Annotated in this window: 21 protein-coding genes and 1 tRNA gene; 11 read left to right on the forward strand and 11 right to left on the reverse strand. The window is 61.4% G+C overall.

The window, feature by feature from the left end; all coding sequences use genetic code 11:
* The first annotated feature begins 140 nt into the window (after window positions 1-140).
* The 6 genes from B3849_RS03510 (at window position 141) to B3849_RS03535 (ending at window position 8332) form a co-directional block, all read left to right on the forward strand.
* Window positions 141-2135, forward strand: coding sequence for a CocE/NonD family hydrolase (locus tag B3849_RS03510; RefSeq protein WP_278425219.1), 1995 nt, complete (start codon window positions 141-143; stop codon window positions 2133-2135).
* A 132-nt stretch (window positions 2136-2267) separates the two neighbouring features.
* Window positions 2268-3872 (forward strand): ABC transporter substrate-binding protein, encoded by a 1605-nt coding sequence (locus B3849_RS03515; RefSeq protein ID WP_005852249.1) that lies wholly within the window; start codon window positions 2268-2270, stop codon window positions 3870-3872.
* 14 nt (window positions 3873-3886) lie between these two features.
* Complete coding sequence (locus B3849_RS03520) at window positions 3887-4843, forward strand: ABC transporter permease (protein WP_005852247.1); 957 nt, start codon at window positions 3887-3889, stop codon at window positions 4841-4843.
* Between the two features lie 133 nt (window positions 4844-4976).
* Window positions 4977-5792, forward strand: coding sequence for an ABC transporter permease (locus B3849_RS03525; protein WP_009826461.1), 816 nt, complete (start codon window positions 4977-4979; stop codon window positions 5790-5792).
* Window positions 5789-7426 carry an ABC transporter ATP-binding protein gene (locus B3849_RS03530; protein ID WP_278425217.1) on the forward strand — a complete coding sequence of 546 codons (1638 nt, stop codon included), beginning with the start codon at window positions 5789-5791 and terminating at the stop codon, window positions 7424-7426. The genes B3849_RS03525 and B3849_RS03530 overlap by 4 nt, the downstream gene beginning before the upstream one ends.
* Window positions 7427-7495: 69 nt before the next feature.
* Complete coding sequence (locus B3849_RS03535; RefSeq protein ID WP_005852240.1) at window positions 7496-8332, forward strand: alkaline phosphatase family protein; 837 nt, start codon at window positions 7496-7498, stop codon at window positions 8330-8332.
* Window positions 8333-8341: 9 nt separating this feature from the next.
* Here B3849_RS03535 and B3849_RS03540 read toward each other — a convergent pair whose 3' ends face one another.
* From B3849_RS03540 to B3849_RS03560, 5 genes are all read right to left on the reverse strand, one after another.
* On the reverse strand, window positions 8342-9286 hold the full coding sequence (locus B3849_RS03540) for an alpha/beta hydrolase (protein ID WP_278425213.1): 945 nt from the start codon (window positions 9284-9286) through the stop codon (window positions 8342-8344).
* Entirely contained in the window at window positions 9283-11160 is a 1878-nt protein-coding gene (locus tag B3849_RS03545; protein ID WP_009826457.1) for an acyl-CoA synthetase, read from the reverse strand. Before B3849_RS03545 ends, B3849_RS03540 begins: the two co-directional genes overlap by 4 nt.
* Window positions 11161-11378: 218 nt before the next feature.
* A complete protein-coding gene (gene lysM / locus B3849_RS03550; RefSeq protein ID WP_005852234.1) occupies window positions 11379-11852 on the reverse strand; it encodes a peptidoglycan-binding protein LysM in 474 nt (157 codons plus the stop codon).
* A 25-nt stretch (window positions 11853-11877) separates the two neighbouring features.
* Entirely contained in the window at window positions 11878-13677 is a 1800-nt protein-coding gene (locus tag B3849_RS03555) for an ABC transporter transmembrane domain-containing protein (RefSeq protein ID WP_278425212.1), read from the reverse strand.
* 137 nt (window positions 13678-13814) lie between these two features.
* Window positions 13815-13888, reverse strand: a tRNA-Gly gene (locus B3849_RS03560).
* A 155-nt stretch (window positions 13889-14043) separates the two neighbouring features.
* On the opposite strand from B3849_RS03560, the gene B3849_RS03565 reads away from it, so the two are divergent.
* The gene (locus B3849_RS03565) at window positions 14044-15558 is read left to right on the forward strand and encodes a malonate--CoA ligase (RefSeq protein WP_278425210.1); all 1515 of its coding nucleotides are present in this window, start codon (window positions 14044-14046) and stop codon (window positions 15556-15558) included.
* Here B3849_RS03565 and B3849_RS03570 read toward each other — a convergent pair whose 3' ends face one another.
* The 4 genes from B3849_RS03570 to B3849_RS03585 form a co-directional block, all read right to left on the reverse strand.
* Window positions 15559-16170 (reverse strand): hypothetical protein, encoded by a 612-nt coding sequence (locus tag B3849_RS03570; RefSeq protein ID WP_278425209.1) that lies wholly within the window; start codon window positions 16168-16170, stop codon window positions 15559-15561.
* The gene (locus B3849_RS03575) at window positions 16167-18407 is read right to left on the reverse strand and encodes a xanthine dehydrogenase family protein molybdopterin-binding subunit (protein WP_286779822.1); all 2241 of its coding nucleotides are present in this window, start codon (window positions 18405-18407) and stop codon (window positions 16167-16169) included. The genes B3849_RS03570 and B3849_RS03575 overlap by 4 nt, the downstream gene beginning before the upstream one ends.
* A gap of 1 nt (window position 18408) precedes the next feature.
* Complete coding sequence (locus tag B3849_RS03580) at window positions 18409-18867, reverse strand: (2Fe-2S)-binding protein (protein ID WP_005852225.1); 459 nt, start codon at window positions 18865-18867, stop codon at window positions 18409-18411.
* A gap of 176 nt (window positions 18868-19043) precedes the next feature.
* Window positions 19044-20156 (reverse strand): S-(hydroxymethyl)glutathione dehydrogenase/class III alcohol dehydrogenase, encoded by a 1113-nt coding sequence (locus tag B3849_RS03585; protein ID WP_005852224.1) that lies wholly within the window; start codon window positions 20154-20156, stop codon window positions 19044-19046.
* Window positions 20157-20390: 234 nt separating this feature from the next.
* On the opposite strand from B3849_RS03585, the gene pcaC reads away from it, so the two are divergent.
* Genes pcaC through B3849_RS03605 form a run of 4 tightly spaced genes read left to right on the forward strand, consistent with a single transcriptional unit; the run spans window position 20391 to window position 22927 of the window.
* On the forward strand, window positions 20391-20771 hold the full coding sequence (pcaC, locus tag B3849_RS03590) for a 4-carboxymuconolactone decarboxylase (RefSeq protein ID WP_278425204.1): 381 nt from the start codon (window positions 20391-20393) through the stop codon (window positions 20769-20771).
* Window positions 20768-21499, forward strand: a complete 732-nt coding sequence (gene pcaH / locus B3849_RS03595; RefSeq protein WP_037943727.1) for a protocatechuate 3,4-dioxygenase subunit beta — start codon at window positions 20768-20770, stop codon at window positions 21497-21499. The genes pcaC and pcaH overlap by 4 nt, the downstream gene beginning before the upstream one ends.
* Window positions 21499-22104, forward strand: coding sequence for a protocatechuate 3,4-dioxygenase subunit alpha (gene pcaG / locus B3849_RS03600; RefSeq protein ID WP_278425202.1), 606 nt, complete (start codon window positions 21499-21501; stop codon window positions 22102-22104). Before pcaH ends, pcaG begins: the two co-directional genes overlap by 1 nt.
* Window positions 22097-22927 carry a 3-keto-5-aminohexanoate cleavage protein gene (locus tag B3849_RS03605; RefSeq protein WP_005852216.1) on the forward strand — a complete coding sequence of 277 codons (831 nt, stop codon included), beginning with the start codon at window positions 22097-22099 and terminating at the stop codon, window positions 22925-22927. Before pcaG ends, B3849_RS03605 begins: the two co-directional genes overlap by 8 nt.
* Window positions 22928-22970: 43 nt before the next feature.
* Here the strand turns inward: B3849_RS03605 and B3849_RS03610 are convergent, their stop codons facing one another.
* Window positions 22971-25271: a sulfatase-like hydrolase/transferase gene (locus B3849_RS03610; RefSeq protein ID WP_278425199.1), complete on the reverse strand. Its 2301-nt coding sequence runs from the start codon at window positions 25269-25271 to the stop codon at window positions 22971-22973.
* Window positions 25268-26153: hypothetical protein (locus B3849_RS03615; protein ID WP_286779823.1), on the reverse strand; the 886-nt coding region annotated here is incomplete at its 5' end. The genes B3849_RS03615 and B3849_RS03610, both read right to left, overlap by 4 nt.

Consider the following 26153-nt stretch of genomic DNA (forward strand, 5'->3'; position numbering starts at 1 on the left):
CTGCGGGAAAGCGTTAATAATAGTTAACGTTGCCAGATAATTAACCACCTCATTTCACTCAGGAAAAATCCCCATGGGTGCCACACCGCAAGCCCGTGCAAACGGTTGACAATATTGGGCTCCCCCCTGACCTTCGCGGCATGGATACCGCCCAAAACACCCCGCTATCACTGATTGAAGACCCCGACATGGGCATCACCCTCTCGGATGGGTGCCGGCTTTCCGCACGAGTCTGGCGGCCTGACAATTCCGATACCGCGCCTGTGCCCGTGATTCTGGAATACCTCCCCTACCGCAAACGCGACGGCACCACCGCACGGGATGCGCTGACCCACCCTTGGTTTGCCGAACGCGGATATGCCTGCGTGCGGGTCGATATGCGCGGCAATGGCGACAGCTATGGCGTGATGGAGGATGAATACACGCCCCAAGAACAGGCCGACTGTATAGAGGTGATCAACTGGCTTGCCGCGCAACCGTGGTGCAGCGGGACGGTGGGCATGATGGGCATCAGCTGGGGCGGATTTAACGGGCTGCAGGTCGCAGCCCATGCGCCAGAGCCGCTCAAGGCGGTGATAACGCTATGTTCCACCGTCGACCGCTTTGCCGATGACATCCACTACAAGGGCGGGTGCCTGTTGAACGAGAACCTTGGCTGGGGGGCGACGATGTGGGCCTATTCCAGCCGCGCGCCCGATCCCGCCCTGCGCCCCGACTGGCGCGAAATGTGGCTGGAGCGGCTAGAGGCAGAACCGTTTCTCCCCGCGCTTTGGCTGCGCCATCAATCACGCGACGCCTATTGGAAGCAAGGGTCGGTGTTCGAGGAGTATAGCCCGCTCAAGGCCAAAGTGCTGGCGATTGGCGGCTGGGGCGATTCCTACAAGAACGCGGTCCCGCAGTTGGTTGAAGCCTTGCCCGGTGCGAAGGGGATCGTTGGGCCTTGGGTGCATAAATACCCGCATTTCGCCATCCCCGAACCCCGCATCGGCTTTCTGCAAGAGGCGCTGCGCTGGTGGGACCGGTGGCTCAAGGGGATCGACACGGGCGTCGAAGCCGACCCCGATTATCGCGCGTATCTGATGGACGGCATGCGCCCTGCAACGTGGACGCATGAACGCCCCGGCCGCTGGATCACCGAACCCACAGGCGCGACATCGCATCTGCCCGTCAAGACGTTGCATCTGACGGATGAGGGCCTGCAAGACACAGCGGCCCCGCTGGACCGCAGCGTCGCCTCCCCCGCGCATTGCGGCGCGGATGGCGGGGAATATTGTGCGATCTGGCTTGGCCCCGAAATGCCCGGCGACCAAAGGCAAGATGATGCGCTGTCGGTCTGCTTTGACAGCGGGCCCTTGGCGCAGCAGATGGATATCCTTGGCGCGCCACGTCTGCGTCTGCGTCTGGCCTGCGACAAACCACAGGGCCAGATCGCGGTGCGGTTGAACCATATCCACCCTGATGGGGCCTCGGCCCGGATTACCTATGGCGTGCTGAACCTGTCCCATCGCGACAGCGCCGAACATCCGCAGGCGATGGCGCCCGGTGCCATGACCGACATCACGCTGGACCTTGACCACATCGCCTATCGCATCCCCAAGGGGCACCGGCTGCGGGTGTCGATCTCTACCGCCTATTGGCCCCTGCTCTGGCCTGCGCCCGAAGCGGCAGAGGTCACGCTGTCGTCCGGCCAGATCGACCTGCCGCAGCGCCCGACCAGCGGCGGGGACGAATACAGCTTTGCCCCGCCCACCTCTGCCGCCGCGTGGGTGACCGAGACCCTGCGCCCCGAAAACCACATCCGCCGCCAAGAGATCGACCGCGTCACGGGCATCGTCTCTCTGATCATCGAGGATGACTTCGGCAAGCTGCGCGATGCCGATCACGGGCTGATCGCGGGCTCTGTCGCGCGGGAAGTGTGGCGCATTCACCCCGACGATCCGCTGTCCGCAAAAGGCACCTGTCACTGGACCGAAGAGCTGGAGCGGGACGACATCATCCTGCGCACAGAAACCCGGTCGCAGATGTGGTCGGACGCGACCCATTTTCATCTGACGGCCCGTCTTGAAGCGTACGAAAACGACAAATTGATCTATGAACGCGACGTGACGAAAGACATTAAGCGACACTTTATGTAACAAACTCGTCACATGGCCGCCGGTATTACCACTTGCGACACGGGCCGAAATGCTTAACGTTGTGCCACCAGTCAATAAAAAAACCTGCGCACCAATGCGTGGAAGTATCACCTAAAACAGGGAGTTCTCATCATGGATGATCAACTGAAACATATGACCGGCCAAGTGGCCAAGGGCACTATGACACGCCGCGAATTCGTCGGGCGTGCCGCTGCTTTGGGCGTGACAGCCGCCGTCGCCAACTCGATGCTGGCGAACCACGCGCAGGCTGCAGCCCACGAAGCACCGATTCGCGGTGGCACACTGAAAATCGGGTCGTCGGGCGGTGAATCCACCAACACGCTTGATCCTGCGCTGACCGCCTCCGAAGTGCCGCTGAACAACCTGCGCCACCTGTACGAAAGCCTTGTCGAGGTCGATCCCAACGGGGAAATCGAAAACCGCATGGCCGAAAGCTACGAGGCCTCGGCCGATGCGAAAACCTGGGCGTTCAAAATCCGCAAGGGCATCCAGTTCCACAACGGCAAGGAAATGACACCCGAAGACGTGCTGAAAACCATGCAGCGCCATTCGGATGAGAACAGCCAATCCGGTGCCTTGGGCATCATGCGCGGTATCGAGAACATGAAGGTCGATGGCGACAACTTCATCGTTGAACTGGGCGTCGGCAACGCTGACCTTCCCTACCTGCTGGCCGACTACCACCTGATGATCCAGCCCGATGGCGGCATGGACAACCCCGGCGCGGGCATCGGCACCGGCCCTTACACACTGGAAGTCGACGAGCCCGGCGTGCGCCACGGCTTCAAGCGCAACGAAAACTACTGGGACGCCGACAACCGCGGCCACACCGATTACAACGAAGTGCTGGTGCTGAACGATGCCACTGCACGGACCGCGGCGCTGCAGTCGGGTCAGGTCAACATGATCAACCGCGTTGATCCCAAGGTTGCCGCCCTGCTGGACCGCGCGCCCAACCTGACGGTGAAATCCGTTGCCGGTCGGGGCCACTATGTGTTTATCGCCCATGTCGACACCGCACCGTTCGACAACAACGACCTGCGTCTGGCGCTGAAATATGCGATCAACCGCGAGGAAATGGTCGACAAGATCCTGCGCGGCTACGGCACCATCGGGAACGACATGCCGATCAACGCCTCTTATCCGCTGTTCGATGAATCGATCCCGCAGCGTGAACATTCCATCGAGAAGGCGAAAGAGCATTACGCCGCCTCCGGTCATGATGGCAGCCCGATCATCCTGCGCGTTGCAGACGGTGCCTTCCCCGGTGCGGTCGATGCGGCATCGCTGTTCCAGGAATCCGCCAAAGCCGCCGGTATCCCGCTTGAGATCAAACGCGAGCCGAACGATGGCTACTGGTCCGAGGTCTGGAACAAACAGCCGTTCTGCGCCTCTTACTGGGGTGGCCGTCCGGTGCAGGACCAGATGTATTCGACCGCCTATCTGTCGACCGCGGACTGGAACGACACCCGCTGGAAGCGCCCCGAGTTCGACGAGATGCTGCTGTCGGCCCGCGCCGAACTGGACGAGGCCAAGCGCAAAGAGACCTACTCCAAGATGGGTCAGATGATCCGCGACGAAGGCGGGCTGATCCTGCCGATGTTCAACGACTTTGTGGATGGTGTCGCCAACAATGTCGGCGGCTGGGTCGAAGATCCCAACGCGGAACTGTCCAACAACAAAGCCGGGATCAAATGCTGGGTCAAAGACGCATAAGGTAAACCCAGCTTATGCATCCCATCGTCAAACTGATCGCCCAACGCTTAGCGTTGGGCCTTCTTCTCCTCTTTGCCGCGTCGATTCTGATCTTCGTAGGCACCTCGATTTTGCCCGGCGACGTGGCACAATCCATCCTAGGTCAATCCGCCACGCCCGAAGCGCTTGCGAACCTGCGCCGAGAGCTTGGCATGAACGATCCCGCCATGACCCGCTATTTCGCCTGGCTGGGCGGCGTGCTTCAAGGAGACTTGGGCACCGCGCTGACCAATGGCCGCGACATCGCAGAAAGCCTTGGCGGGCGTCTGAAGAACACGCTTTTCCTTGCCTTCTGGGCTGCTGCAATCTCTGTGCCGCTGGCGATCTTTCTCGGCCTGCTGGCCGTGCGCTACAAGGACCGCTGGCCGGACAAGCTCATTTCGGCCGTCACGCTGACCACGATCTCTATCCCGGAATTCATGATCGGCTATGTGCTGATCTATTGGGTGGCGATCAAATGGCGGCTGTTTCCGTCGGTGGCGATCATCAACGACAGCATGAGCCTCGGGGCCAAGCTGAACGCGATTGCCATTCCGGTGATGGTGCTGACGCTGGTCGTATTGGCGCATATGATGCGCATGACCCGCGCCGCGATCCTGAACGTGATGCAATCGGCCTATATCGAAACAGCCGAGCTTAAGGGCTTGGGCATGCTGAAGATTATCCGCAAGCACGCCTTCCCCAACGCCATCGCCCCGATCGTCAATGTGGTGATGCTGAACCTCGCCTATCTGGTCGTCGGCGTCGTGGTGGTAGAGGTCGTCTTTGCCTATCCCGGCATGGGGCAATATCTGGTCGATCACGTCAGCAAACGCGACGTGCCCGTGGTGCAAGCCTGCGGTCTGATCTTTGCCGCCGTTTATATCGGGTTGAACCTTGTGGCCGACATCGTGTCGATCCTTGCCAACCCGCGCCTGAGGCATCCCAAATGAGCGCCGCGCATCTCCCCCCGAGGCAATGCGCGACGCACGGGGCCGCAGTTCAGCGTCGCACCAATGCGACCCCCTGCCGCATGCCCGTATCGCCACCTGACGTTGACCCATTCATTTGTTTGGGAGCGAACCCATGAAAAACATTCCAATCTCCGCCATGATCGGCCTGTTCTTTACCAGCGTCTATTTCATCATGGCCGTCTTTGCCCCCTGGCTCGCCCCCTATGGCATGGCTGAAATCGTCGGTGACGTGTGGGAGCCTTCGTCGTCGGAGTTCCTGCTGGGCACCGACAGCATCGGGCGCGATCTGCTGTCGCGTATGATCTATGGTGGGCGCACCACGATCTTTATCGCCACTGCAGCCACCATCCTCAGCTTTACGCTGGGGTCCATTCTGGGCTTCTTCGCAGCCGTCTCGGGCGGTTGGGTCGACCAAGCCATTTCGCGCTTTGTCGATCTGATCATGTCGATCCCGTCGCTGATCTTTGCGCTTGTCGTGCTGTCGGTGATGCCGACCACCGTGCCGATCCTGATTATCCTGATGGGTCTGCTGGACAGCACCCGTGTCTACCGTCTGGCGCGCGCTGTGGCCGTGGACATCACCGTGATGGACTATGTCGAGGCCGCCCGCCTGCGCGGCGAGAAGATCGGCTGGATCATCTTCCGTGAAACCCTGCCGAACGCGCTGTCGCCGCTGATCGCCGAGATGGGCCTGCGGTTTATCTTTGCGGTACTCTTTGTGTCGACGCTGTCGTTTCTGGGTCTGGGCGTGCAGCCCCCTCAAGCCGACTGGGGCGGTATCGTGAAAGAGAACAAGGAAGGCATCAACTATGGTATTCAGGCGGCGCTCTACCCTGCCTATGCCATCGCCACGCTTTGCATCTCTATCAACCTTGTTGCGGACTGGATTTTGAACCGCACCACATCGCTGAAAGGGGGCCGCGGATGACCGAGCCACTTCTCAAGGTACGCGGCCTGAAAATCGGCGCGACCGCCTATCCGCCCGGCGAAAAGCCGATTGATATCAAGATCGTGCACGGCGTCGACTTTGATCTGCAACCCGGCAAGGTGCTGGGGCTGATCGGGGAATCCGGCGCGGGCAAATCCACCATCGGGCTGGCCGCTATGGCCTATGGCCGCGGCGGGGTAGAGATCACCGGCGGCGAGGTTTGGGTCAACGGGCGCGACATCCTCAAGGAGCGTCTGCGCGCCGTGCGCCGCCTGCGCGGCGCCGAGGTGACCTATGTCTCGCAATCCGCGGCGGCGTCTTTCAACCCCGCGAAAAAGATCATGGATCAGGTGACCGAAGCCGCGATCTATCAGAACAAGTTCACCAAGGCCGAGGCCGAGGAACGCGCAGTTGACCTGTTCCGCAAGCTTGGTCTGCCGGACCCTGAAACCATCGGCAACCGCTACCCCCACCAGGTGTCTGGCGGGCAGTTGCAGCGCTGCATGACCGCGCTGGCACTGTGTCCGCAGCCCGATCTGGTGGTCTTTGACGAACCCACCACGGCACTGGATGTGACCACGCAGATCGACGTGCTGGCCGCCATCAAAGAAGCCATCGCCGCCACCGGCGTTGCCGCGCTCTATATCACCCATGACCTCGCGGTTGTGGCACAGGTCAGCGATCATATTATGGTGCTGCAACAAGGGGATATGGTCGAATACGGCACCGTTGATCAGATCATCAACGCGCCCAAGGAAGACTACACCAAAGCGCTTGTGTCGGTCCGGTCGATCCGCCACGAGGAAAAGGCGCCGACCGATACCCCTGTTCTGCGGGTCGAAAACGTCACCGCCCGCTATGCCGGCACGGATTTTGACGTGCTCAAGAAGATCAACGTCGATATTCACCCGGGCCAGACATTGGCTGTCGTGGGGGAATCCGGCTCGGGCAAATCCACGCTGGCCCGCGTGATCACCGGCCTGCTGCCGCCAAGCGACGGGACGATCACCTTTGACGGGCGCGCGCTTGCCCCCGCCCTGGCGCAACGCCCCATCGAAGACCTGCGCGAGATGCAGATGATCTACCAGATGGCCGATACCGCGATGAACCCGCGCCAGACCGTGGGCACCATCATCGGCCGCCCGCTTGAGTTTTATTTCGGGCTGAAAGGCAAGGCAAAGCAGAAGCGTATTCAGGAACTGCTGGACGAGATCGAATTGGGCGACGGGTTTCAGGACCGCTATCCGGCAGAGCTGTCGGGCGGGCAGAAACAGCGTGTCTGCATCGCCCGTGCGCTGGCCGCCAAGCCCAAGCTGATCATCTGCGACGAGGTGACAAGCGCGCTTGACCCTCTGGTGGCAGATGGCATCCTCAAGCTGCTGTTGAACCTGCAAAAGATCGAGGATGTCGCCTATCTGTTCATCACCCATGACCTCGCGACGGTAAAAGCCATCGCAGACAGTATCGCCGTGATGTATCAGGGTGAAGTGGTGCGGTATGGCCCCAAAAGTCAGGTGCTGTCACCGCCCTTTGACGATTATACCGACCTGCTGCTGAGCTCTGTCCCCGAGATGAAGATCGGCTGGCTGGAAGAAACCATCGCACATCGCAAAATGGAAAGTGCTGGCAATTAAGCCTGTGGGCAAGGCGGCGTATTGTATCGGACAAATACAAGCGCTGTGGCCCGCCGAAGAGGTATCGACATGAAGAACAAGCTGCTTTTGATCATCCTCGACGGTGTGCCCTACCGCAATTTCCGTCGGCTGTTCGGCAATCTGGAAGGCTGGGTCGATAGTGGCGAGGCGCGGGTCTGGACCCAGCGTGCGGTGCTGCCGTCAATCTCTGCCTCCTGCTATGCCTCGATCCACACGGGTGTGGCACCGGCTGAACATGGCTGTACCGGCAACGGCAATGTGTTCCGGCTAAAGCACAAGGACGTCTTCGCCCAGACCCGTGCGGCGGGCGGCGTGACAGGGGCCGTGGCCCATTCTTTCTGGTCGCAATTCTTCAATCGCCACCCCTTCGACTATGTGCGCGATGTGGAATACGACGAACCCGAGAGCGACACGATCAACCACGGGCGGTTTCACACGATGACCGGCTACGGGCTGGTGAACCAGATGACCCCTTCGGATGTGGATCTGTTTGGCTCTCTCACCAATCTGGCGCTGCGGTTCGGGCTGAACTACGGAATGCTGCACACCTGCACGCTGGACAGCATGGGGCATCGGTTTTTCCACGACTGTCAGGAAATGGACCACGCCTGCGCCGTCATGGACGAGATGCTGGCCCCCTTCATCCCGAAGTGGCGCGCCTTGGGGTATGAGGTGATCGTCACAGCCGATCACGGGCAGGACGAGCGCGGGCACCACGGCGGACGCAGTGCGTTGCAGCAGGAAACCGCGCTGTATTACTTTGGCGATGCCGAAGGGCCGTCCGAAGATACGGTGATCGACCAGTTACAGCTCGCGCCGACGATCCTTGGCCGGTTGGGTGCGCCGGTTGCCGATACCATGAAGGCGCAGTCTTTCCTGAAATGATGCCGTTTCTTAGCCCGTGCTGATCGCAGGCCACTGCCCTGCCCCGACAGCGCCGATCGCCGCTGTCACCTGATCAAAGAATGCCGCCGCCTTGCGTGACATCACCCGCGCGCGCAGACAGCCGTGGACAAGGCCCGCGGCCTCGTGCCAATGGGCCTGCCCGCCTGCCCCGTTGATCGCGGCGGCATAGGCTTCCCCATCGCTCGACAGCGGGTCACAGGCGACCGTCAGGATCACCGTAGGCGGCAAGTCGGTAAAGTCGGTATCGTGCAGCGGGGCGTAGCGTGGATCGTTCACAGGCGGTGCCCCACCGGATCGCACCTGCTGGTAAAACTCCATATCCGCAACCGTCAACTGCGGCGCGTTGGCGTGGGTGATATAGCTGCCCTTGCTGCGATCCCCGCCCAGTCCGGGATAGATCAGCACCTGACCCGCTATGCGCCCCTGAAAAGATGCTCGCGCGGTATGGGCGACGGCGGCAGCAAGATTGCCGCCCGCACTGTCCCCCGCCAATACAATCCTGCCGTCATATGCGGCTGCAATCGCCTGAAACGCGGCCCATGCGTCGTTGAAGCAAGCGGGAAAGACGGCCTCGGGGGCGAGCGCGTAGTCGACAGAGATCACACGGTAGCCGGTCGCGGCGCAAATCTCGGCGCAGACATCATCATGACTGTCGAGCCCGCCAACAACAAACCCGCCGCCGTGATAGTAGACGACCGTGATCGCGGATGTGTCGGCCTCGTAAACGCGACATGGGACGCCACCGAAGGCCACGTCCCATGTGCGGACTGCATCAGGGTGGGGTTGGTGAAAAGCAGCGCACATCCGGTTATAGACAGCGCGCTGCTGGTCGATGGTGAGTGACACCGCGTCCGGTGGATAGAAACTGTCCGAGCGGTCCATATAGGCCCAGATTTCCTCATCCAGTAGAACGCGGTAGTCGGGTTGGATCACGCGGCCTCCCAACCGAAGGTAAAGACGTCCAGCGATGCGCCGACATCAGCCTCGCTTGCGCCATTCATGGCGATTTGCGCCACCAGACCGCGTTTCTTGTCATCGGTGACAGAGGCAACACGCGCGGGCAGACCGGCGGCTTCCAACGTCTCGTCATAGACGCGCGTGATCGCGTTTTTGCGCAGGTCGGGCTTGAAGATCTTACCGACGGCGGTTTTGGGCAGCTCGCTCATGATGGTCATATGCTTGGGCTGCGCCGCGCGTTCCTGCACGTGCTCTTTACAGAACTCCAGCAGTTCGGCTTCGGTGATCGACGCACCTGCGACCAGTTCGACAAAGGCGCAAGGCACCTCGCCCGCGTGGGCATCCGGCTGGCCGATGGCACCGGCAAAGGCGACCGCCTCGTGACCCAGAAGCGCCTCTTCGATCTCGGCGGGGTCGATGTTGTGACCGCCACGGATGATCAGGTCTTTGGCGCGGCCCGTGATCCAGAGGTATTTGTCGCTGTCGATACGGCCCAGATCCCCTGTGCGCAGGTGCGTGCCCTGATAGTAGAGATCCTTGTTCTTATCGGCTTCGGTATAGGTATTGCCCGCATAGACGCCGGGGTTCGAGATACAGATCTCGCCGATCTCGTCGACCTCTGCCTCGACCAGCCCGTCGCTGGTGCTTTTGACGATCTTCACATCCGTATAGGGGAAGGTGATGCCGATACTGCCTACCTTGCGCACGCCGTCCGTCGGGTTCGACGACACAAGGCAGGTCGCCTCTGTCAGGCCATAGCCTTCGATCAGCGTGATGCCGGTGGCCTTTTCAAAGCGGCGGAACAGTTCCAGCGGCAAGGGTGCCGAGCCGGAGAAGGCGGTTTTCACGGTCGAGATATCAGCGTTGATCGGGCGCTGCATCTTCGCGGAAATCGCCGTAGGGACAGTGATGATGAAAGTGATTTTCCAGCGCTCGACCAGTTTCCAGAAATTGTCGAACACCCCGTCCCCGCGATAGCCCTGAGGCGTCGGGAAGACCACATGCGCACCGGATTTCACCGCGGCCATAAGGATCACGTGGCAGGCGAATACGTGGAACAACGGCAGCGGACACATGATGTTGTCGTTTTCCGTGTACAGCAGCGTGTGCCCAAGCCAGCCGTTGTAGACCATGCCGGAATACTTGTGCTGCGCCACTTTCGGCATGCCCGTTGTCCCGCCGGTGTGGAAGTAGAAGGCGACGCGATCCTCTTGCGGATCGTCGAATGTCAGCTCGGCCGGTTGCTTGGCGATTTCGGAATTGAAGTTCTTGTAGGTCGCCTGATTGGTGACCTTCAGCTTCGGACGGATCAGCGGCACGATCCACGACTTTGGAGCGGTCAGATAGCGGCACAGGTCGACTTCGAGCACGGTCGTGACATTCGGTGCCAGCTTGACCGCCTCGGCGGTTTTCTCGGCCACATCCGTCTTGGGGAAAGGCCGCAGGGTCACAACGACCTTGGCATTGGTTTCACGCAGGATCGATCCGATCTGCTCTGCCTCGAGCAGCGGGTTGATGGGGTTTGCGATCCCTGCGACCGCACCGCCCAGAAGCGTGATGACCGTCTCGTTACAGTTTGGCAGGACATAGGCGACCACATCGGTCGGCCCCACACCCAGCGACCGGAACAGATTGGCCGCACGGCCCACCTGCCCCCGCAGTTGCGACCAGCTTAGGGTTTCCGCGTGATCTTTCGGCCCAGAGAAAATCTGGTAGCTGATCGCGTCGTGGCTTGGAAACTTTCCGGCGGTTTCGCTCAACATGCTCCAAAGTGTTTTAGGCACGTCGCGGTCAGCCCACGGCATTTCTGCTTCGATTGCGTTACGGTCTTCTACACCGGCAAATGACATTATGTTCCTCCCTTAGTGGTGCGGTTTGCCCGCATCCCGTTATTCCCTGTTGTCAAAGATGATTGCTAATTTCAGCTTTCGCAAGCATTTGCAGGCGCTCAAACGCTGCGTTCAAGCCCACTGACCCAACGGAAGGCTCGAAAAAGAGCGGCAGACGCCGCCTGCCGCTCTCTTTTATGGGGTAAAAGCGCGTGGCACACCCCTTATGTGTGGTGCGATTACTTGGCAGGAATACGCAGCATCTGACCGGGATAGATTTTATCGGGGTGGGTCAGCATGGGTTTATTCGCTTCAAAGATTTCTTCATAGCGCGCGCCATTGCCAAGGGTCTTGGCCGCAATAGCCCAAAGCGTGTCGCCTTTTTCAACGGTGTGGAAGGTGCCGTCCCCCTCGCCGCCGTCCATGTCTTCTTCAACCGCGGCAACGCCTTCGACGTTCCCCACGGCCAGAATGACCTTTTCTTTCATCTCTTGGCTCGCCGCCTTGCCCGAAACCTTGACCTTGTCGCCTTCGACAGAAATATCGAGCCCTTCGGCGTCAAGCCCGAGGTCTTTCAATTCATCCTGAAGCGCGGCTCCGGTGACTTCGGTATCATCACCGCCGCCAAATACTTTCTTGCCGGCGTCTTTTACGAAACTCCACAAACCCATGTTGTTCTCCTTCTGGATCCATTCGGGTGTGATTGTTTCCATCTAACCGTGAAATTCACAAGGTTTTTCATACGTCCGCTAGACCATCGGTGAATTGCAGCCGCGCCAAGCGCGCATAAAGCCCCCCCTTAGTGACCAGCTCGTCATGGGTGCCCATATCGACGATCCGCCCTGCTTCCAGCACGACAATGCGGTCGGCCTTTTTCACCGTCGCCAAACGGTGCGCGACGATCAGGGTGGTGCGGTCCGCGCTCAACCGATCCACGGCGGCCTGCACGGCGCGTTCGCTTTCGGCATCCAAGGCGCTTGTGGCTTCGTCCAGCAGCAGCACCGGCGCGTCGCGCAGGATGGCGCGGGCGATGGCGATACGCTGCTTTTGCCCGCCCGACAGCATCACCCCGCGTTCGCCCAGATAGCTGTCGTAGCCGTCGGGCAATGCGCTGATGAACCCGTGGGCGGCGGCGGCCTCGGCCGCGGCGTCAATCTCGGCGTCTGTGGCGTCGGGTCGGCCAAAGCGGATATTCTCGCGGGCAGAGGCGGCGAAGATCACCGGGTCTTGCGGCACCAAGGCGACCGACCGGCGGAAGGCCGCACGCGAGACATCGCGCAGATCGACCCCGTCAAGGGTGATCCGCCCGGAGGCAGGGTCATAGAACCGCAGAATCAACTGGATGATTGTGGTTTTGCCTGCACCCGAGGGCCCGACGAACGCGACCGTTTCACCGGGGTTGATCGACAGGTTGACCCCGTCCAGTGCCTGCACATCAGGGCGCGCGGGGTATCTGAAATGCACGTCCTCAAAGGCAATCCGACCGGCGACAGGACTGGGCAAGGCGATGGCCGTAGCGGGGTCTTGCACGGTGTCTTCGGTCCGCAATAGCTCTACCAGACGTTCCGTGGCACCGGCGGCGCGTTGAAGTTCACCCCATATCTCGGACAGCGCCGCGACCCCGCCTGCCACCATCACGGCATAGATCACGAATTGCACCAAGGCACCGGGGGTCATCTGGTCGGCACGCACATCCCGCGCGCCCATCCACAAAACGCCCACGACGCCGGCAAATACCAGAAAGATCACAATAATCGTCATCAGCGCGCGGGTCTTGATCCGACGCTGCGCCGCATCATAGGACGCTTCGGTCATCTGTGCGAATTGCGATTGGCTGGCGGCCTCGTTGGTAAAGGCCTGCACGGTCTGCACCGCGCCCAAACTCTCGGACGCATTGCCCGAGCTTGCCGCGATCCAGTCCTGATTTTCACGGCTCAGCACCCGCAAACGCCGCCCCAGAACAAGGATCGGTACAATTACCGCCGGTACGATCAACAACACCATCGCTGTCAGCTTGGCCGAGGTGAACAGCATCAGCACCAGCCCACCGGTCACGATCAGCATATTGCGCAGGGCGATGGACACGGACGACCCGATCACCGACAGGATCAACGTGGTGTCCGTGGTGATCCGGCTCAGCACCTCGCCGGTCATCAGGTTCTCGTAGAACGCCGGGCTCATCGAGATCACGCGATCGAACACCGCCTTGCGGATATCGGCAACGACCCGTTCGCCAAAGCGCGTCACCAGCGCATAGCGCAGCCCCGTGCCGACAGCCAGAAGGGCCGCGATGATCAGGGCTGCAACGAAATACTGGTCCAGCAATTCGGCCTCGCCGGTGCCGAAGTTATCGATCACGCGGCGCACGGCCAGCGGCAGCGTCAAAGAGATCATCGCCGTGAGCACCAGCGCCAGAATGGCCGCGATCATCAGCCCGCGATAGGGCGCAAGAAACGGCAGCAGCGCGCGCAGGGCCCCCAACTCACGCGATTTTTCGCGTTCTTCGGTGCCGGGGCCGGGCGTCGGGGTACGTGCCATGAGATATCCTTTGGAGTGCTGCCGTGTCATCGCCCGCACATCGCGCGGGGTCAAGGGCTGCACCCCTAAGGCGCTTGCGAAAAAAGCGCATTGATCCAGCGCAAATAGCCAAAATCAAAAGGATGTCGGGAAAGGAGTGGAGCGGGCGGCGGGAATCGAACCCGCGTCTTCTGCGTGGAAGGCAGAGGTCTTACCATTACACAACGCCCGCGCTACGGGAGGAGGGGTAAGTCATACGCTGCGGGTCGTCAAGGCCGTCTGCACGCGCGAAATGCAGCAAAGATCAAAATGCGCCATTTGCCGCCCTTTACCTGGCCCTGCCGATGGCGCAAATTCCGCGCTACCAAAGGTCAGAAGGAGACGACGATGCCCAACCCGCTTTACGACGCTTTATTCGGTCGCCACATCGGGCAAAACACGCCGTTCCTGATCCTGCCGGACGGGCGCACCATCAGCCATGACCAATTCATCCGGTCTGCCGCGCGCTATGCAAATGCGTTTTCGGACAAGGGGCTGACAGCGGGCGACCGTGTCGCGGTGCAGGTCGGCAAATCGCCGGATGCGCTGGCGCTTTATGCCGCTTGCGTGCAGGCAGGGCTGGTGTTCTTGCCGCTCAACCCCGGCTACACCGCGTCCGAGGTGGATTATTTCGTCGGCAACTCGGGCGCGCGGCTGCTGGTTTGCGATCCTGCCGATGTTACCGAACTCACGCCGGTCGCTGCCGCCGCCGGTGCTGCGGTAGAAACGATGGACAACACCGGCCGCGGCACGCTGCGCGATCTGGCAGCCACCCTGCCCGACACCTTCGATACCGTCGACCGAGCGGCCGAGGATCTCGCCGCCTTCCTCTATACCTCGGGCACAACGGGCCGATCAAAAGGCGCGATGCTGAGCCAGCGCAACCTGCTGAGCAACGCGGAAACGCTGGTTGATGTCTGGCGATTCACCAAAGCCGATGTGCTGCTCCATGCGCTGCCGATTTTCCACACACACGGGCTGTTCGTGGCGACCAATATCATGCTGCTCAGCGGTGGCGCGATGGTGTTCCTGCCCAAGCTCGACATCGATCAATTGATCCGCTTCATGCCGCAGGCCACCGCGTTGATGGGCGTGCCGACCTTCTACACCCGTTTGCTGGGCTCTGATGACTTCACCGCCGGGTTGACGGCGCATATGCGTCTGTTCATCTCGGGCTCTGCGCCCTTGCTGGCCGAAACGCACAAGCAGTTCGAGGAACGCACAGGCCACCGTATTCTGGAACGCTACGGGATGACGGAAACCAATATGAACACCTCGAACCCCTATGACGGGCCGCGGCGCGGCGGCACTGTCGGCACGCCCCTGCCGGGGGTCGAGCTCAAGATTTGCGACCCCGATACCGGCGAAACCCTACCACAGGGAGAGATCGGCGTCGTCGAGGTCCGCGGGCCGAATGTTTTCCAAGGCTATTGGCAGATGCCCGAAAAAACCGCCGCTGAACTGCGTGCGGACGGGTTCTTTATCACCGGTGATCTGGGGCTGATTGACGAAGACGGCTATGTGCAGATCGTCGGGCGCGGCAAGGATCTGATCATATCCGGCGGCTATAACATCTATCCCAAAGAGGTCGAACAGGTGCTAGACGATCAACCCGGCGTGCTGGAAAGCGCCGTGATCGGCGTGGCTCATGGGGATCTGGGCGAGGCACCGGTTGGTGTGCTGGTCGCCGATGGCAGCCTTGATCTGGACCTGGAGGCGCTGTCGCAGACCGTCGCGCAATCGCTGGCGCGGTTCAAATGTCCGCGCAAGCTGGTGGTGGTTGATGCCCTGCCCCGCAATACGATGGGCAAGGTGCAAAAGAACCTGCTGCGCGAAACCTTTGCGGATCTGTTCAAGGGCTGACTACGGGTGCGGATCGCCCGCACAGGGCGTGCCGCCTGCCACCCAGATCGCCAGCGCCTCCTGCATCTCTGGGATACTACCGGGGGCCGCCGCGCGCCCTGCGCCGGGGTCAAAGCCCCATGCAACAAAGGCCGACGTTCGCAGGTGATCGGACAGGTCTTCGGGCGTAAAGGCACCGTTGCTGTCGGGGTCACGCAGTTGTGCGCATATCTCGGCGCTGGTCTTGCCTTTCCACGCCATCTCTATCGGGGGAAGCCGCCATGCGTCCGCAATCATCGGTGGCGCGTGGGGGACGGTATTTTCCGACGCGGAGCTAATGTGACAAGTGCGGCAGGGCATTGTCTCGGCCCCGATGCGGCTTTCATCGGCAAGGATGTTCATGCCGTGCACGGGCGCTTGGTCGGCAGCCTCCTCGTGCCCCAACCCCTCCCAGAGCGGCACGCCAGCAGGGCCCACGTGGCAATTGGTACAGCGCGGATGCGAAACGACCGTGTGAATATCATCCCACGCCGCCAGCGCCGCTGCGCGATCGGGTGCTTCTTGCGCAAAAGCACCGCCCGCGTAGGCTAGCGCAATGATCCCGCCGATGATCCCCCCGCGAAGGGAGATCATACAAAATCAATCGACTTGGACAGCGGCAGTTCGCGGATACGCTGCCCCGTCGCGGCAAAGATCGCATTGGCCAAAGCAGGTGCTGCGGGGGGGACGGCGGGTTCACCGATGCCCCTGATCTTGTCGCCATTCTCAAGCCCGCGCACCATGATCAAAGGCGTCTGGTGCAGGCGCATCCCTTCGTAGGCGTGGTAGTTATCCTGCTCTGCCACGCCGTCGCGGTAGGTCAGCTCGCAGTTCATCGCGTGGCCCAGGCCAAAGATCACACCGCCTTGCAGCTGCGCCTCAAAGTTCACGGGGTCCAGCACGCGGCCCACATCGGCGGCGACAAACACCTTGTCGATACGGATGCCGTCGGGGGTATTGGTGACCTCGACCACCTCGGCCACGGGCACGCCGAAGGCCAGCGTAAAGGCCAGCCCCCGCCCCCGGTTCGGCCCCAGATCGCTGCCCCACTCAGACATCTCGCCCACGGCCTCCAGCACCTTGCGCGATGCGTCGTGCCAGCACAGGCGCAGCCGCTCTTGCAACGGGTCGACCCCCGCGGCGTGGCACATCTCGTCCATGAAGCTTTCGTGCATGAACCCGTTGCCCGACGCCCCGACCGACCGCCAAGAGCTGATGGGCACCATCGCTGGCGTGCGGTAGCCGGTGACGCGGTAGTTGGGGATCTGGAACGGCTGGTCCCAGGCCCCCGCGACAATCGCGACATCAGGGCCGAAGGCGGGTTGGTTCAACCTTGCGAGCGAGGATTCAGCGACCGAAGGGGCCGCGATAGACAGATCAAACGCCGCGATACCGGCATCCGCCACAGCACCGCGCCCGCGCGCAATGGCCAGCGGGCGGGGAAAATCATGGGTGAAGTCTTCCTCGCGCTGCCAGATCATCTTGATCGGCGTGTCAGGCATCTGCATCGCGATCTCGACCGCTTGGGCGATATAATCATCCTCAAGGCGTCGGCCAAAGCTGCCACCGGACATCAGCACATGCACGTGGATGTCATCGCCGTCCAACCCCGTCAGCCGCGCCATATTCGCCTTGACGAAACGGGGGATTTGCGTGCCGGTCCAGATATCCAGCCGCCCCTCGGTCAGCTTGACCACGACGCTCATCGGTTCCATCGGGGCGTGGGCCAGATAGGGGATGCGGTATTCCGCCTCGACGACCGAGGCATCTTGCAACGCCTCTTCTACATCGCCTTCATCCTTGAACCGGCTGTCGCGGTGATCGTCGGTGAAAGAGGCCGCCACAGCGGCAAACTGATCGGCGCTGTCACCGATATAGGGCGACGGGCCCCAGTCACATTCAACCGCCTGAGCCGCCTGAAACGCGCGCCATGTGTTATCCGCCACCACAGCGATGCCGCCGGTGATGGGCAAGACCGCGCTGACCCCGCGCATCTGGCGTGCCGCCTCGGCGTCAAAACCGTTCAGCCCGCCGCCAATCGCCGGATTGGTGCGGGTCGTGGCGATCACCATACCGTCCATCTGCATGTCGATGCCGTAGATCTGCCGACCGGTGGATTTCGCCACGATGTCGGTCCGCTTCTGCGGCTTGGTCAGATAACGCCATTCCGACGGATCACGCAGGGTGACATCCTGTACCGGCTCGATCTCTGCGGCGATGCTGGCAAGGTCGATGTATTCGATCTTCAACCCATCGGGCAGCACGATGCAGCCGTTCTCTGTCCCCAGTTGGTCGCGCGGCAGGCCGGTCTGCTTCATCGCGGCCTTGATCAGCGTCTCGCGTGCGACGGCACCGGCCATGCGCAGGCGATCATACATATCAGGCACGGTGGACGAGCCGCCGGTGATATGCAGCCCCATCAGCTTGCCCATGACATCGACCGCACCGCGCCCGCCGCGTGCCAGCATCGTGTCAGAGGTCGCCGCAATCGGCAGCGCCTCTGCCCCGACAACGCCGTTGTAGTAAATCGCATCCGCCGGACCGGGCGACAGCTTGGCGCTGCGCGGGTCAATGTCGAGCTCTTCGGCGATCATATGCGCCTGCATCGACCACGCGCCCTGCCCCACATCCGCGCGCGGCGTGATCAGCGTGATCCCTTGGGCGTCGATTTTAACGTAGGGGGTGATCGCGGTTTCGCCGGGTTTCAACCCGTCGAGCAGCGGGTTCTCCCCCTCGCGTTTGTAAAGATAGGTGCCAAACACGACGCCGCCTGCAACAGCGGCAGAGCCGATCAGGAAGCTGCGGCGGGCAATTGTTTTCACACGTCCCATATCACACCGCCTTGAGCTTGATCGCGGCGGATTTCACCGCCTCGCGGATACGGGGATAGGTGCCGCAACGACAGAGGTTCCCGCTCATCGCGGCGTCAATCTGGTCATCCGTAGGGGTGGGGTTCAGCTCAAGAAAAGAGGCCGCCTGCATGATCTGCCCCGATTGGCAGTAGCCGCATTGCGCGACCTGCAGGTCGATCCAGGCCTCCTGCACCGCATGGCGCACCGCCGGAGAGCCCAACCCTTCGATGGTGGTAATCTCGCCCTCGACATCGCCCGCGGCCAACTGGCACGACCGGACCGCGATCCCGTCCATATGCACGGTGCAGGCCCCGCATTGCGCGATCCCGCAGCCGTATTTCGGGCCGGTGATCCCCAGAACGTCGCGCAAGACCCAGAGCATGGGCATGTCTTCCTCGACGTCCACATCATGGGTCACGCCATTCACTGTAAGTTTCATGCCTTGTCTCCCGACGTTCACTCTATAAATACCAGCGGGATCGGGGTGGTAAACCCAATCTATCCCGCAGCCCTTCGTGCCCTCACGTCAAAACATCGTGTCACGAGGGGTTTCAGAAAACATAAAACGCCGCCCCCGTGAGGACGGCGCTTGTCGCAAGTTTTACGAATTCGCGCCTAGAATTCAACGACGGCGCGAATGGATTCACCTTTGTGCATCAATTCGAACCCTTCGTTGATCTGGTCCAGCGTCAGCTTGTGGGTGATCATCGGGTCGATTTCGATCTTGCCGTTCATGTACCAATCCACGATCTTGGGCACATCGGTGCGGCCCTTGGCCCCGCCGAACGCCGTGCCTTTCCAGACGCGGCCCGTGACCAGCTGGAACGGACGGGTCGAGATTTCGGCCCCCGCCGGTGCGACGCCGATAATGATCGACTCCCCCCAGCCCTTATGCGCGGCTTCAAGCGCCTGCCGCATGACCTTGGTATTGCCTGTGGCATCAAAGGTGTAATCCGCGCCGCCTTTGGTCAGCTCGACCAGATGCGCGACCATATCGCCCTCGACCTTGGTGGGGTTCACAAAGTCGGTCATGCCGAAGTAGCGGCCTGTCTCTTCCTTGTCGTCGTTCAGATCGACGCCGACGATCTGGTCGGCCCCCGCCATGCGCAGACCCTGAATGACGTTCAGCCCGATGCCGCCCAGGCCAAAGACCACGCAGCGCGCGCCAATCTCTACCTTGGCGGTGTTGATCACCGCGCCGATGCCCGTGGTCACACCGCAGCCGATATAGCAGATCTTGTCAAAGGGCGCGTCCTTGCGGACCTTGGCAAGGGCAATTTCAGGGATGACCGTGTGATTGGCGAAGGTCGAACAGCCCATGTAGTGGTGGATCGGCGTGCCATCCATCATCGAGAACCGCGTGGTGCCATCGGGCAGCAGCCCTTGGCCTTGGGTCACGCGGATCGCCTGACAGAGGTTGGTTTTACCCGACAGGCAATATTCACACTCGCGGCATTCTGGCGTGTAAAGCGGGATCACATGATCGCCGACCTCGAGCGTGGTGACGCCCTCGCCGACCTCAAGCACGACGCCTGCGCCCTCGTGGCCCAGAATGGCCGGGAAAATCCCTTCGGGGTCGTCGCCCGAACGGGTGAATTCATCGGTGTGGCACAGGCCGGTGGCCTTGATTTCGATCAGGACTTCACCCCGCTTGGGGCCTTCGAGATTTACGTCCATCACTTCAAGCGGTTGCCCTGCGGCAACGGCGACGGCGGCGCGTGTTTTCATCATAAGAAGCGTCCTTTTGCTGTTTCGGCCAAAAGGACGAAAAAGCGCTGCGATGTCAAGGTCAGGGGGATGCCGGACAGGCCTAAGGGGGCGCTGCCCCCGGCACCGCATTGCGGCCCCTCCCCCGGGATTTTCATCCATTTGGAAGGGCGGATATGCGTTTGCGCGCCGCGTGTTTTTCCTGTCCAATCGGCAGCGCGACAATGAACACCCACCGTGACCGAGGAGAAGAACATGGCCGACCGAACCGAGATCGGTATGACCACCCGCCGTGCCGTTTTGGGCGATGCCCATGTGGACCGCGCCGAAGCCGCCAAGACCGAGTTGGACGCGCCGTTCCAAAGACTGATCACCGAAGCGGCCTGGGGCACCGTCTGGGCCAGCGACAAGATCAGCCGCCGCGAACGATCCATGCTGACGCTGGCACTGCTGGCGGCGACCGGCAACTTCGAGGAAATCCCCATGCACATCCGCGCCACCGCCAATACCGGCGCCAGCAAATCCGATGTGATCGAGGCGTTCCAGCATGTTGCCATTTATGCGGGGGTGCCAAAGGCGAACCATGCGCTTAAACTCGCCAAACAGACCTATCAGGAAATGGAAGCCGCCGAATGACCGATCAGAACGGAGCGTTCTTTCACCGTGACCGGAGCTGGCACCCGCCCGCGCTGGCACCGGCCTATAAGACATCGGTGGTGCGGTCGCCGCAAAAGGCGCTGATCTCGATGAATACCACGCTGAGCGAGCAGACCGGCCCGGTCTTTGGCCACAATATGCTGGGGGCGCTGGATAATGACCTGATCCTCAACTACGCCGCCGAGGGCGAGATGGCGATTGGCCAGCGGATCATCGTGCATGGTCGTGTGCTCGACCAGAACGGGCGCGGTGTGCCTGGTGTGTTGCTCGAATTCTGGCAAGCCAATGCGGGCGGGCGCTATCGCCACAAGAAAGAGGGCTATCTGGCCCCGCTCGACCCCAATTTTGGTGGATGCGGCCGCACGGTGACCGATGAGAACGGCGGCTATAGCCTGCGCACGGTCAAACCCGGTGCCTACCCCTGGCCCAATGGGGTGAATGACTGGCGCCCTGCGCATATCCACTTTTCCGTTTTCGGACAGGGTTTTGCGCAGCGCTTGATCACGCAGATGTATTTTGAGGGCGATCCGCTGATCTGGAAATGCCCCATCGTGCAGACGATCCCGTCGCGCGCCGCGGTAGAGCAGTTGATCGCGCCGTTGGACATGGACAATACCGTGCCAATGGATGCGCGGGCCTATAAATTCGACATCGTGCTCAGAGGCCGCCGGTCCACCATGTTTGAAAACCGGATGGAGGGGAACTGATGCAAGAGCTGACCCAGTTGAAAGAAAGCCCGTCGCAGACCGCAGGCCCCTATGTGCATATCGGCTGCGTGCCGAATTTCTGCGACATCACCGGCGTCTACCCCGAGGATCTGGGCGCGCGTATGGTCAATGCCGAGACCAAAGGCGAACGGATCACGGTGAAGGGCACGATCTATGACGGCACCGGCACGCCGCTGAAAGACGCGCTGGTCGAGATCTGGCAGGCCGATGCGGCGGGGCTGTATCCGGGCAATGACCCCCGTGGGGCCGCCGATCCGAACTTTACCGGATGGGGCCGCCAGGCGGGCGATTATGACACCGGCGAATGGCAGTTCGACACCATCCGCCCCGGTGCCGTGCCCTTTCCCGACGGGCGTATGATGGCCCCGCATATCAGCTTGTGGATCGTCGCGCGCGGGATCAATATCGGCTTGAATACACGTATGTATTTCCCCGATGCCGATAACGGCGCCGACCCGTTGCTGACCCGTATTGAACATCAAAACCGCGTTGCGACCCTGATCGCGGAGAAAGAAACCGATGGCGTCTATCGGTTTGATATTTACCTTCAGGGCGAGAAAGAAACAGTGTTCCTAGATGTCTGATCCATGCATTCTTTGCGTTGCCATCACCGGCAGCGTACCGACCAAAGCCGCCAATCCCGCCGTACCCGTCACGATCACCGAGCAGATTGAAAGCACGCATGAAGCCTTTGAAGCCGGGGCGAGCATCTGCCACGCCCATGTGCGCAATGATGACGAGACGCCCTCCTCTGACCCAGAGAAATTTGCGCGGTTGAAAGAGGGGCTGGAGAAACACTGCCCCGGGATGATCATCCAGTTCTCGACCGGCGGGCGGTCAGGTGCAGGCAAGGCGCGCGGCGGCATGCTGTCACTGCGGCCCGATATGGCCTCGCTGTCGGTGGGGTCGAACAACTTTCCCACCCGCGTCTACGAGAACCCGCCGGATCTGGTGGATTGGCTGGCGTCCGAAATGCGCGCCCATGAGGTTGTGCCCGAGATCGAAGCCTTCGATCTGAGCCACATCCTGCAGGCGATCCAGCACCACAAGGACGGCAAGCTGTTCGGGCGACTTTATGTGCAATTCGTCATGGGGGTGAAAAACGCCATGCCCGCGGATAAAGAGGTTTTTGACTTCTACGTCGCGCAGTTGAAAGCCCGCGCGCCCGAGGCCGCGTGGTGTGCCGCAGGGATCGGGCCGAACCAGATCGTCGTGAACGAATGGGCGATTGCGGCGGGCGGTCACACGCGCGCCGGCCTGGAAGACAACGTGCGTCTGGACCGTAACACGCTCGCCCCATCCAACGCGGCGCTGATCAAACGCGCGGCGGATCTATGCGAGAAATACGAACGCCCCGTGGCGACCTGGCAGCAGGCGCGCGACATTCTGGGCCTGCGCAGCGTCTAAGACATCCGCTGCCGCCCCGGGCTTTCGGTGGGCGACAGCGCTTTCATCGGCTTTGCTGGATTTGCGACTGTAATTGACTGGCGCTGACGGCGGCGTTGATCCGCACGACGGCGACGCCGAGCCTCAGTTCCGCACCACGGCCTTCGTCGATTGTGATGGTCGGGGCGGCCGGCCAGTCGGATAGGTCGAGCGTATAGTCGTCCTCCCATCCGGTAAGTGTCGTCACGCCGCCATAAGCCACGTGGAAGGTCGCACGCCCTTTGCCGGGTTCAATCGTGTTGTGCCCGCTGCCGATATAGATCGTATCATCCCCGCCTGCGGATTTCACACGATTACGGCCGGGGCCGGTGTGGATTTCGGACCCGCCTTCGCCGTCGGAAATATCGTCATTGCCCGGCCCGCCGTAGATCTTGCTGCGCCCTGCCCCGCCACGGATCACGTCGTTGCCCGCGCCCCCGTCGAGGATGTCGCGCCCATTGCCGCCGATCAGCGTGTCATTGCCCGCGCCGCCGTAGAACAGGTGCACATCCTTGCCGCGCCCTGATTTGGCGATCAACATGTCGTCGCCGGCACCGCCATAGAAGGTCGCGCCCGCGTATTTTGCACCGATCATCACATCGGCCCCGCGGCTTCCTTGGACATTCACCGCGACCCTTTCGGAGGTTTCGAAGTTCATCGGGGTATCGGGATGCGCCACAACCGCAATGGGCTTGCCCTTCGAGGGGTCTTGCTCTTCCCGGGCGACGACGGTGGCGATGCGGATATTCTCGATATAGGCGGGCATATGCAGCACATAGTCATCTGGGCCCGCCATATACCACAACGTGTCATTGCCGCCGTCTTCATCTTCCGAAATCTTTTCGGCATTGGCCCCATAGGCCCAATAATCATTATCCGCCGTGCCCCCCGCCAGCACCACAGAGCCGTCCAGCGCCATCATCGCATTGACCCCGCGCTGCGGGTTCTCGAACCCGCGCAGGTCAAGCCCGAGGTCGAGCGCATTATCCACCATAGTGCGGCGCAACACGTCGAGCGGGGCCGTTTCCACGATATTTGTCGTCTCGCCGGGGTCGGCGACCAGATCATAGATATGCTCTTCGCCGTTGGGGTAGCGGAAGTAGCGGTATTGGCTCAGATCCGGATCGGCGGCGCGCACGGAGAGCGTGCCGAAAACGCTCGTCACAGGAGACTTGCTATGGTCATACGATCCGAAACTGTCATCGATCAGCGGCAGCAGGCTTTGGCCCGAGGTCCAGTCGGGGCGGTATGGCAGCCCTGCCAACTCCATGATCGTCTTGGGCACATTATGCAGCGATACGGGCATCTCGACCACGCGGCCCTGCGTCATGCCTGCGTGCCAGATCCCCAGCGGCACATGGGCGGCGCTGTCCCACTGGCTCATCTTGTGGAAACTGTCGTGGGTGCCAAGGTTGAACCCATTGTCTGACAGCAACAGGACGGTGGTATTTTGCGCCAGGTCCGAACCGCGCAAGGCGTCCATAAAGCGACCGATTTCCGCATCCACATGGCTGATGGCCGCGAAATAGGCGCGTACAACCTGTCGCCACGCATGATCGCCCGCCTTCTCCGGGGTCCAGGGACCGTTGGCGATATAGGCGGCCTCGTAGACGGCCATGCCCTCCTGCGGGCCAAAGTAATCCTCCGGCGCGGCAGAATTGGGCCAGACAATCTGGTCGGGATCATACTGCTGATAGAAGCGGTCGGGGCATTGCAGGTTGTAATGCGGGTGCTTGAAGCCCAGCTGGATCAGGTGCCGCCGCGCAGGGTCGGCCCGATCCAGATAGTCGATGGCGTTCTGCGCCACCCTATTGTCGTAGAAGCGGTCATCCTGGCTGCCATCGTCATCGGGATGGTTCACGCCCGCGATCCCCGGCCCCTTGTCGAGGTATTTCTTGACCTTGGATCGCCGCCCCGCATCCTTTGCCTCAGGCTGTTCATGAAAGAGGATACGCGCATATTCATGGGGCATGGGTTTGTAGTTGCTGTCGACCTTGCCCGTCGTGAACGTCCGGAACCCGTTGCGGCGCAAATCGTATTGCCAGCCCGCCGTTGGCGGCAAGATATCGCGCCAAAACCGGTTGAGATCGACCAGCCCCGTGCGAAACGGTGACAGCCCTGTCGCCAGTTCCGCCCGGCACGGCGCACAAAGCGGCACGGTGGCATAGGCATTGGAAAACCGCGTCCCCTCGGACATGAAGCGGTCGATATTGGGCGTGCTGATCTGCAGCCCGAAGGCCGTTCGCCACGTGAAAATATCGATCATGTCATCGATCCAGATGACACAGATATTGCCGCCAGCGGTGTCGGTTCTGGTAAAGCTCATGGGCGTTCCCCTGTGTTTCGGGGCGCTTCAGCATAGCGGCAAGCGCGCGCGACCTGTTCAAGGGCGGCGGGCGTGCTGGCACCGTGATCAAGCCAGATCAGCACGTCATGCACCACCGATGTGCCCAAGGTCTTGAGGATCCCCTTGCGGTGGGACCGGCAGCCGATGAACAGATCAGCCACACCGTTCAACTCTGCCGCCAGTTCAGCGCTTGGTCGGGTGCTCTTCTGCGGGGTCGGAAAGGCATCCCCGACCGGTGCGGCGGCCAGGTGCAACTGCCCTTTGTCAAAACCTGCCAGCACCCAATAGTCCTTACCCGGTGCGGGGATGGAAACCTCAACCATACCCGCATCATCCCGCCAGGTCAGCCGGCCCTCGCTTTCGCTGAGAAACAGGTAGTTGTCGCTGGCGTCGGGGTTCACCGTCAGGAGGCTACGCGCCTCTGCGTCGGGCGAAGTGACACGGATGGCAAGGCAAAAGCAGTCCTGCTCGACCAGTGCCGCATCAACGACAAAGCCGCAATTCACCCCGCGCGTGAATGCCACCCCGCCGCCCTCCAGCAGCGTGGCATTGTCGTCATTCGGATCGACAGGGCGCGCGGGCGTGCCAAGGCCGTTCTCGGCGGCCCATTGGGTCATCGCCTTTTGCGCATTGAAGGTCATGGCGGGGGCATGGGCGTGGTACCAGATTGCCTGCGCATCATTGGGGTGACAGGCGTCCACGACGCTGGCCTGCGCTGCGTCATCGCGCAACAAGACACCTTCGGGCAGGTCGATATCGACATAAAGGGGCGTGAAATCTTGCATCAGTGCACCGGCAGCGCGGCTGGTAGCGCCCAACGGTGTAACATCTCTCCGGTTCGGCTGGCATAGCAGAACCCGT

The sequence above is a fragment of the Sulfitobacter sp. UBA4523 genome (assembly GCF_002388305.1).
Taxonomy (GTDB): domain Bacteria; phylum Pseudomonadota; class Alphaproteobacteria; order Rhodobacterales; family Rhodobacteraceae; genus Sulfitobacter; species Sulfitobacter pontiacus.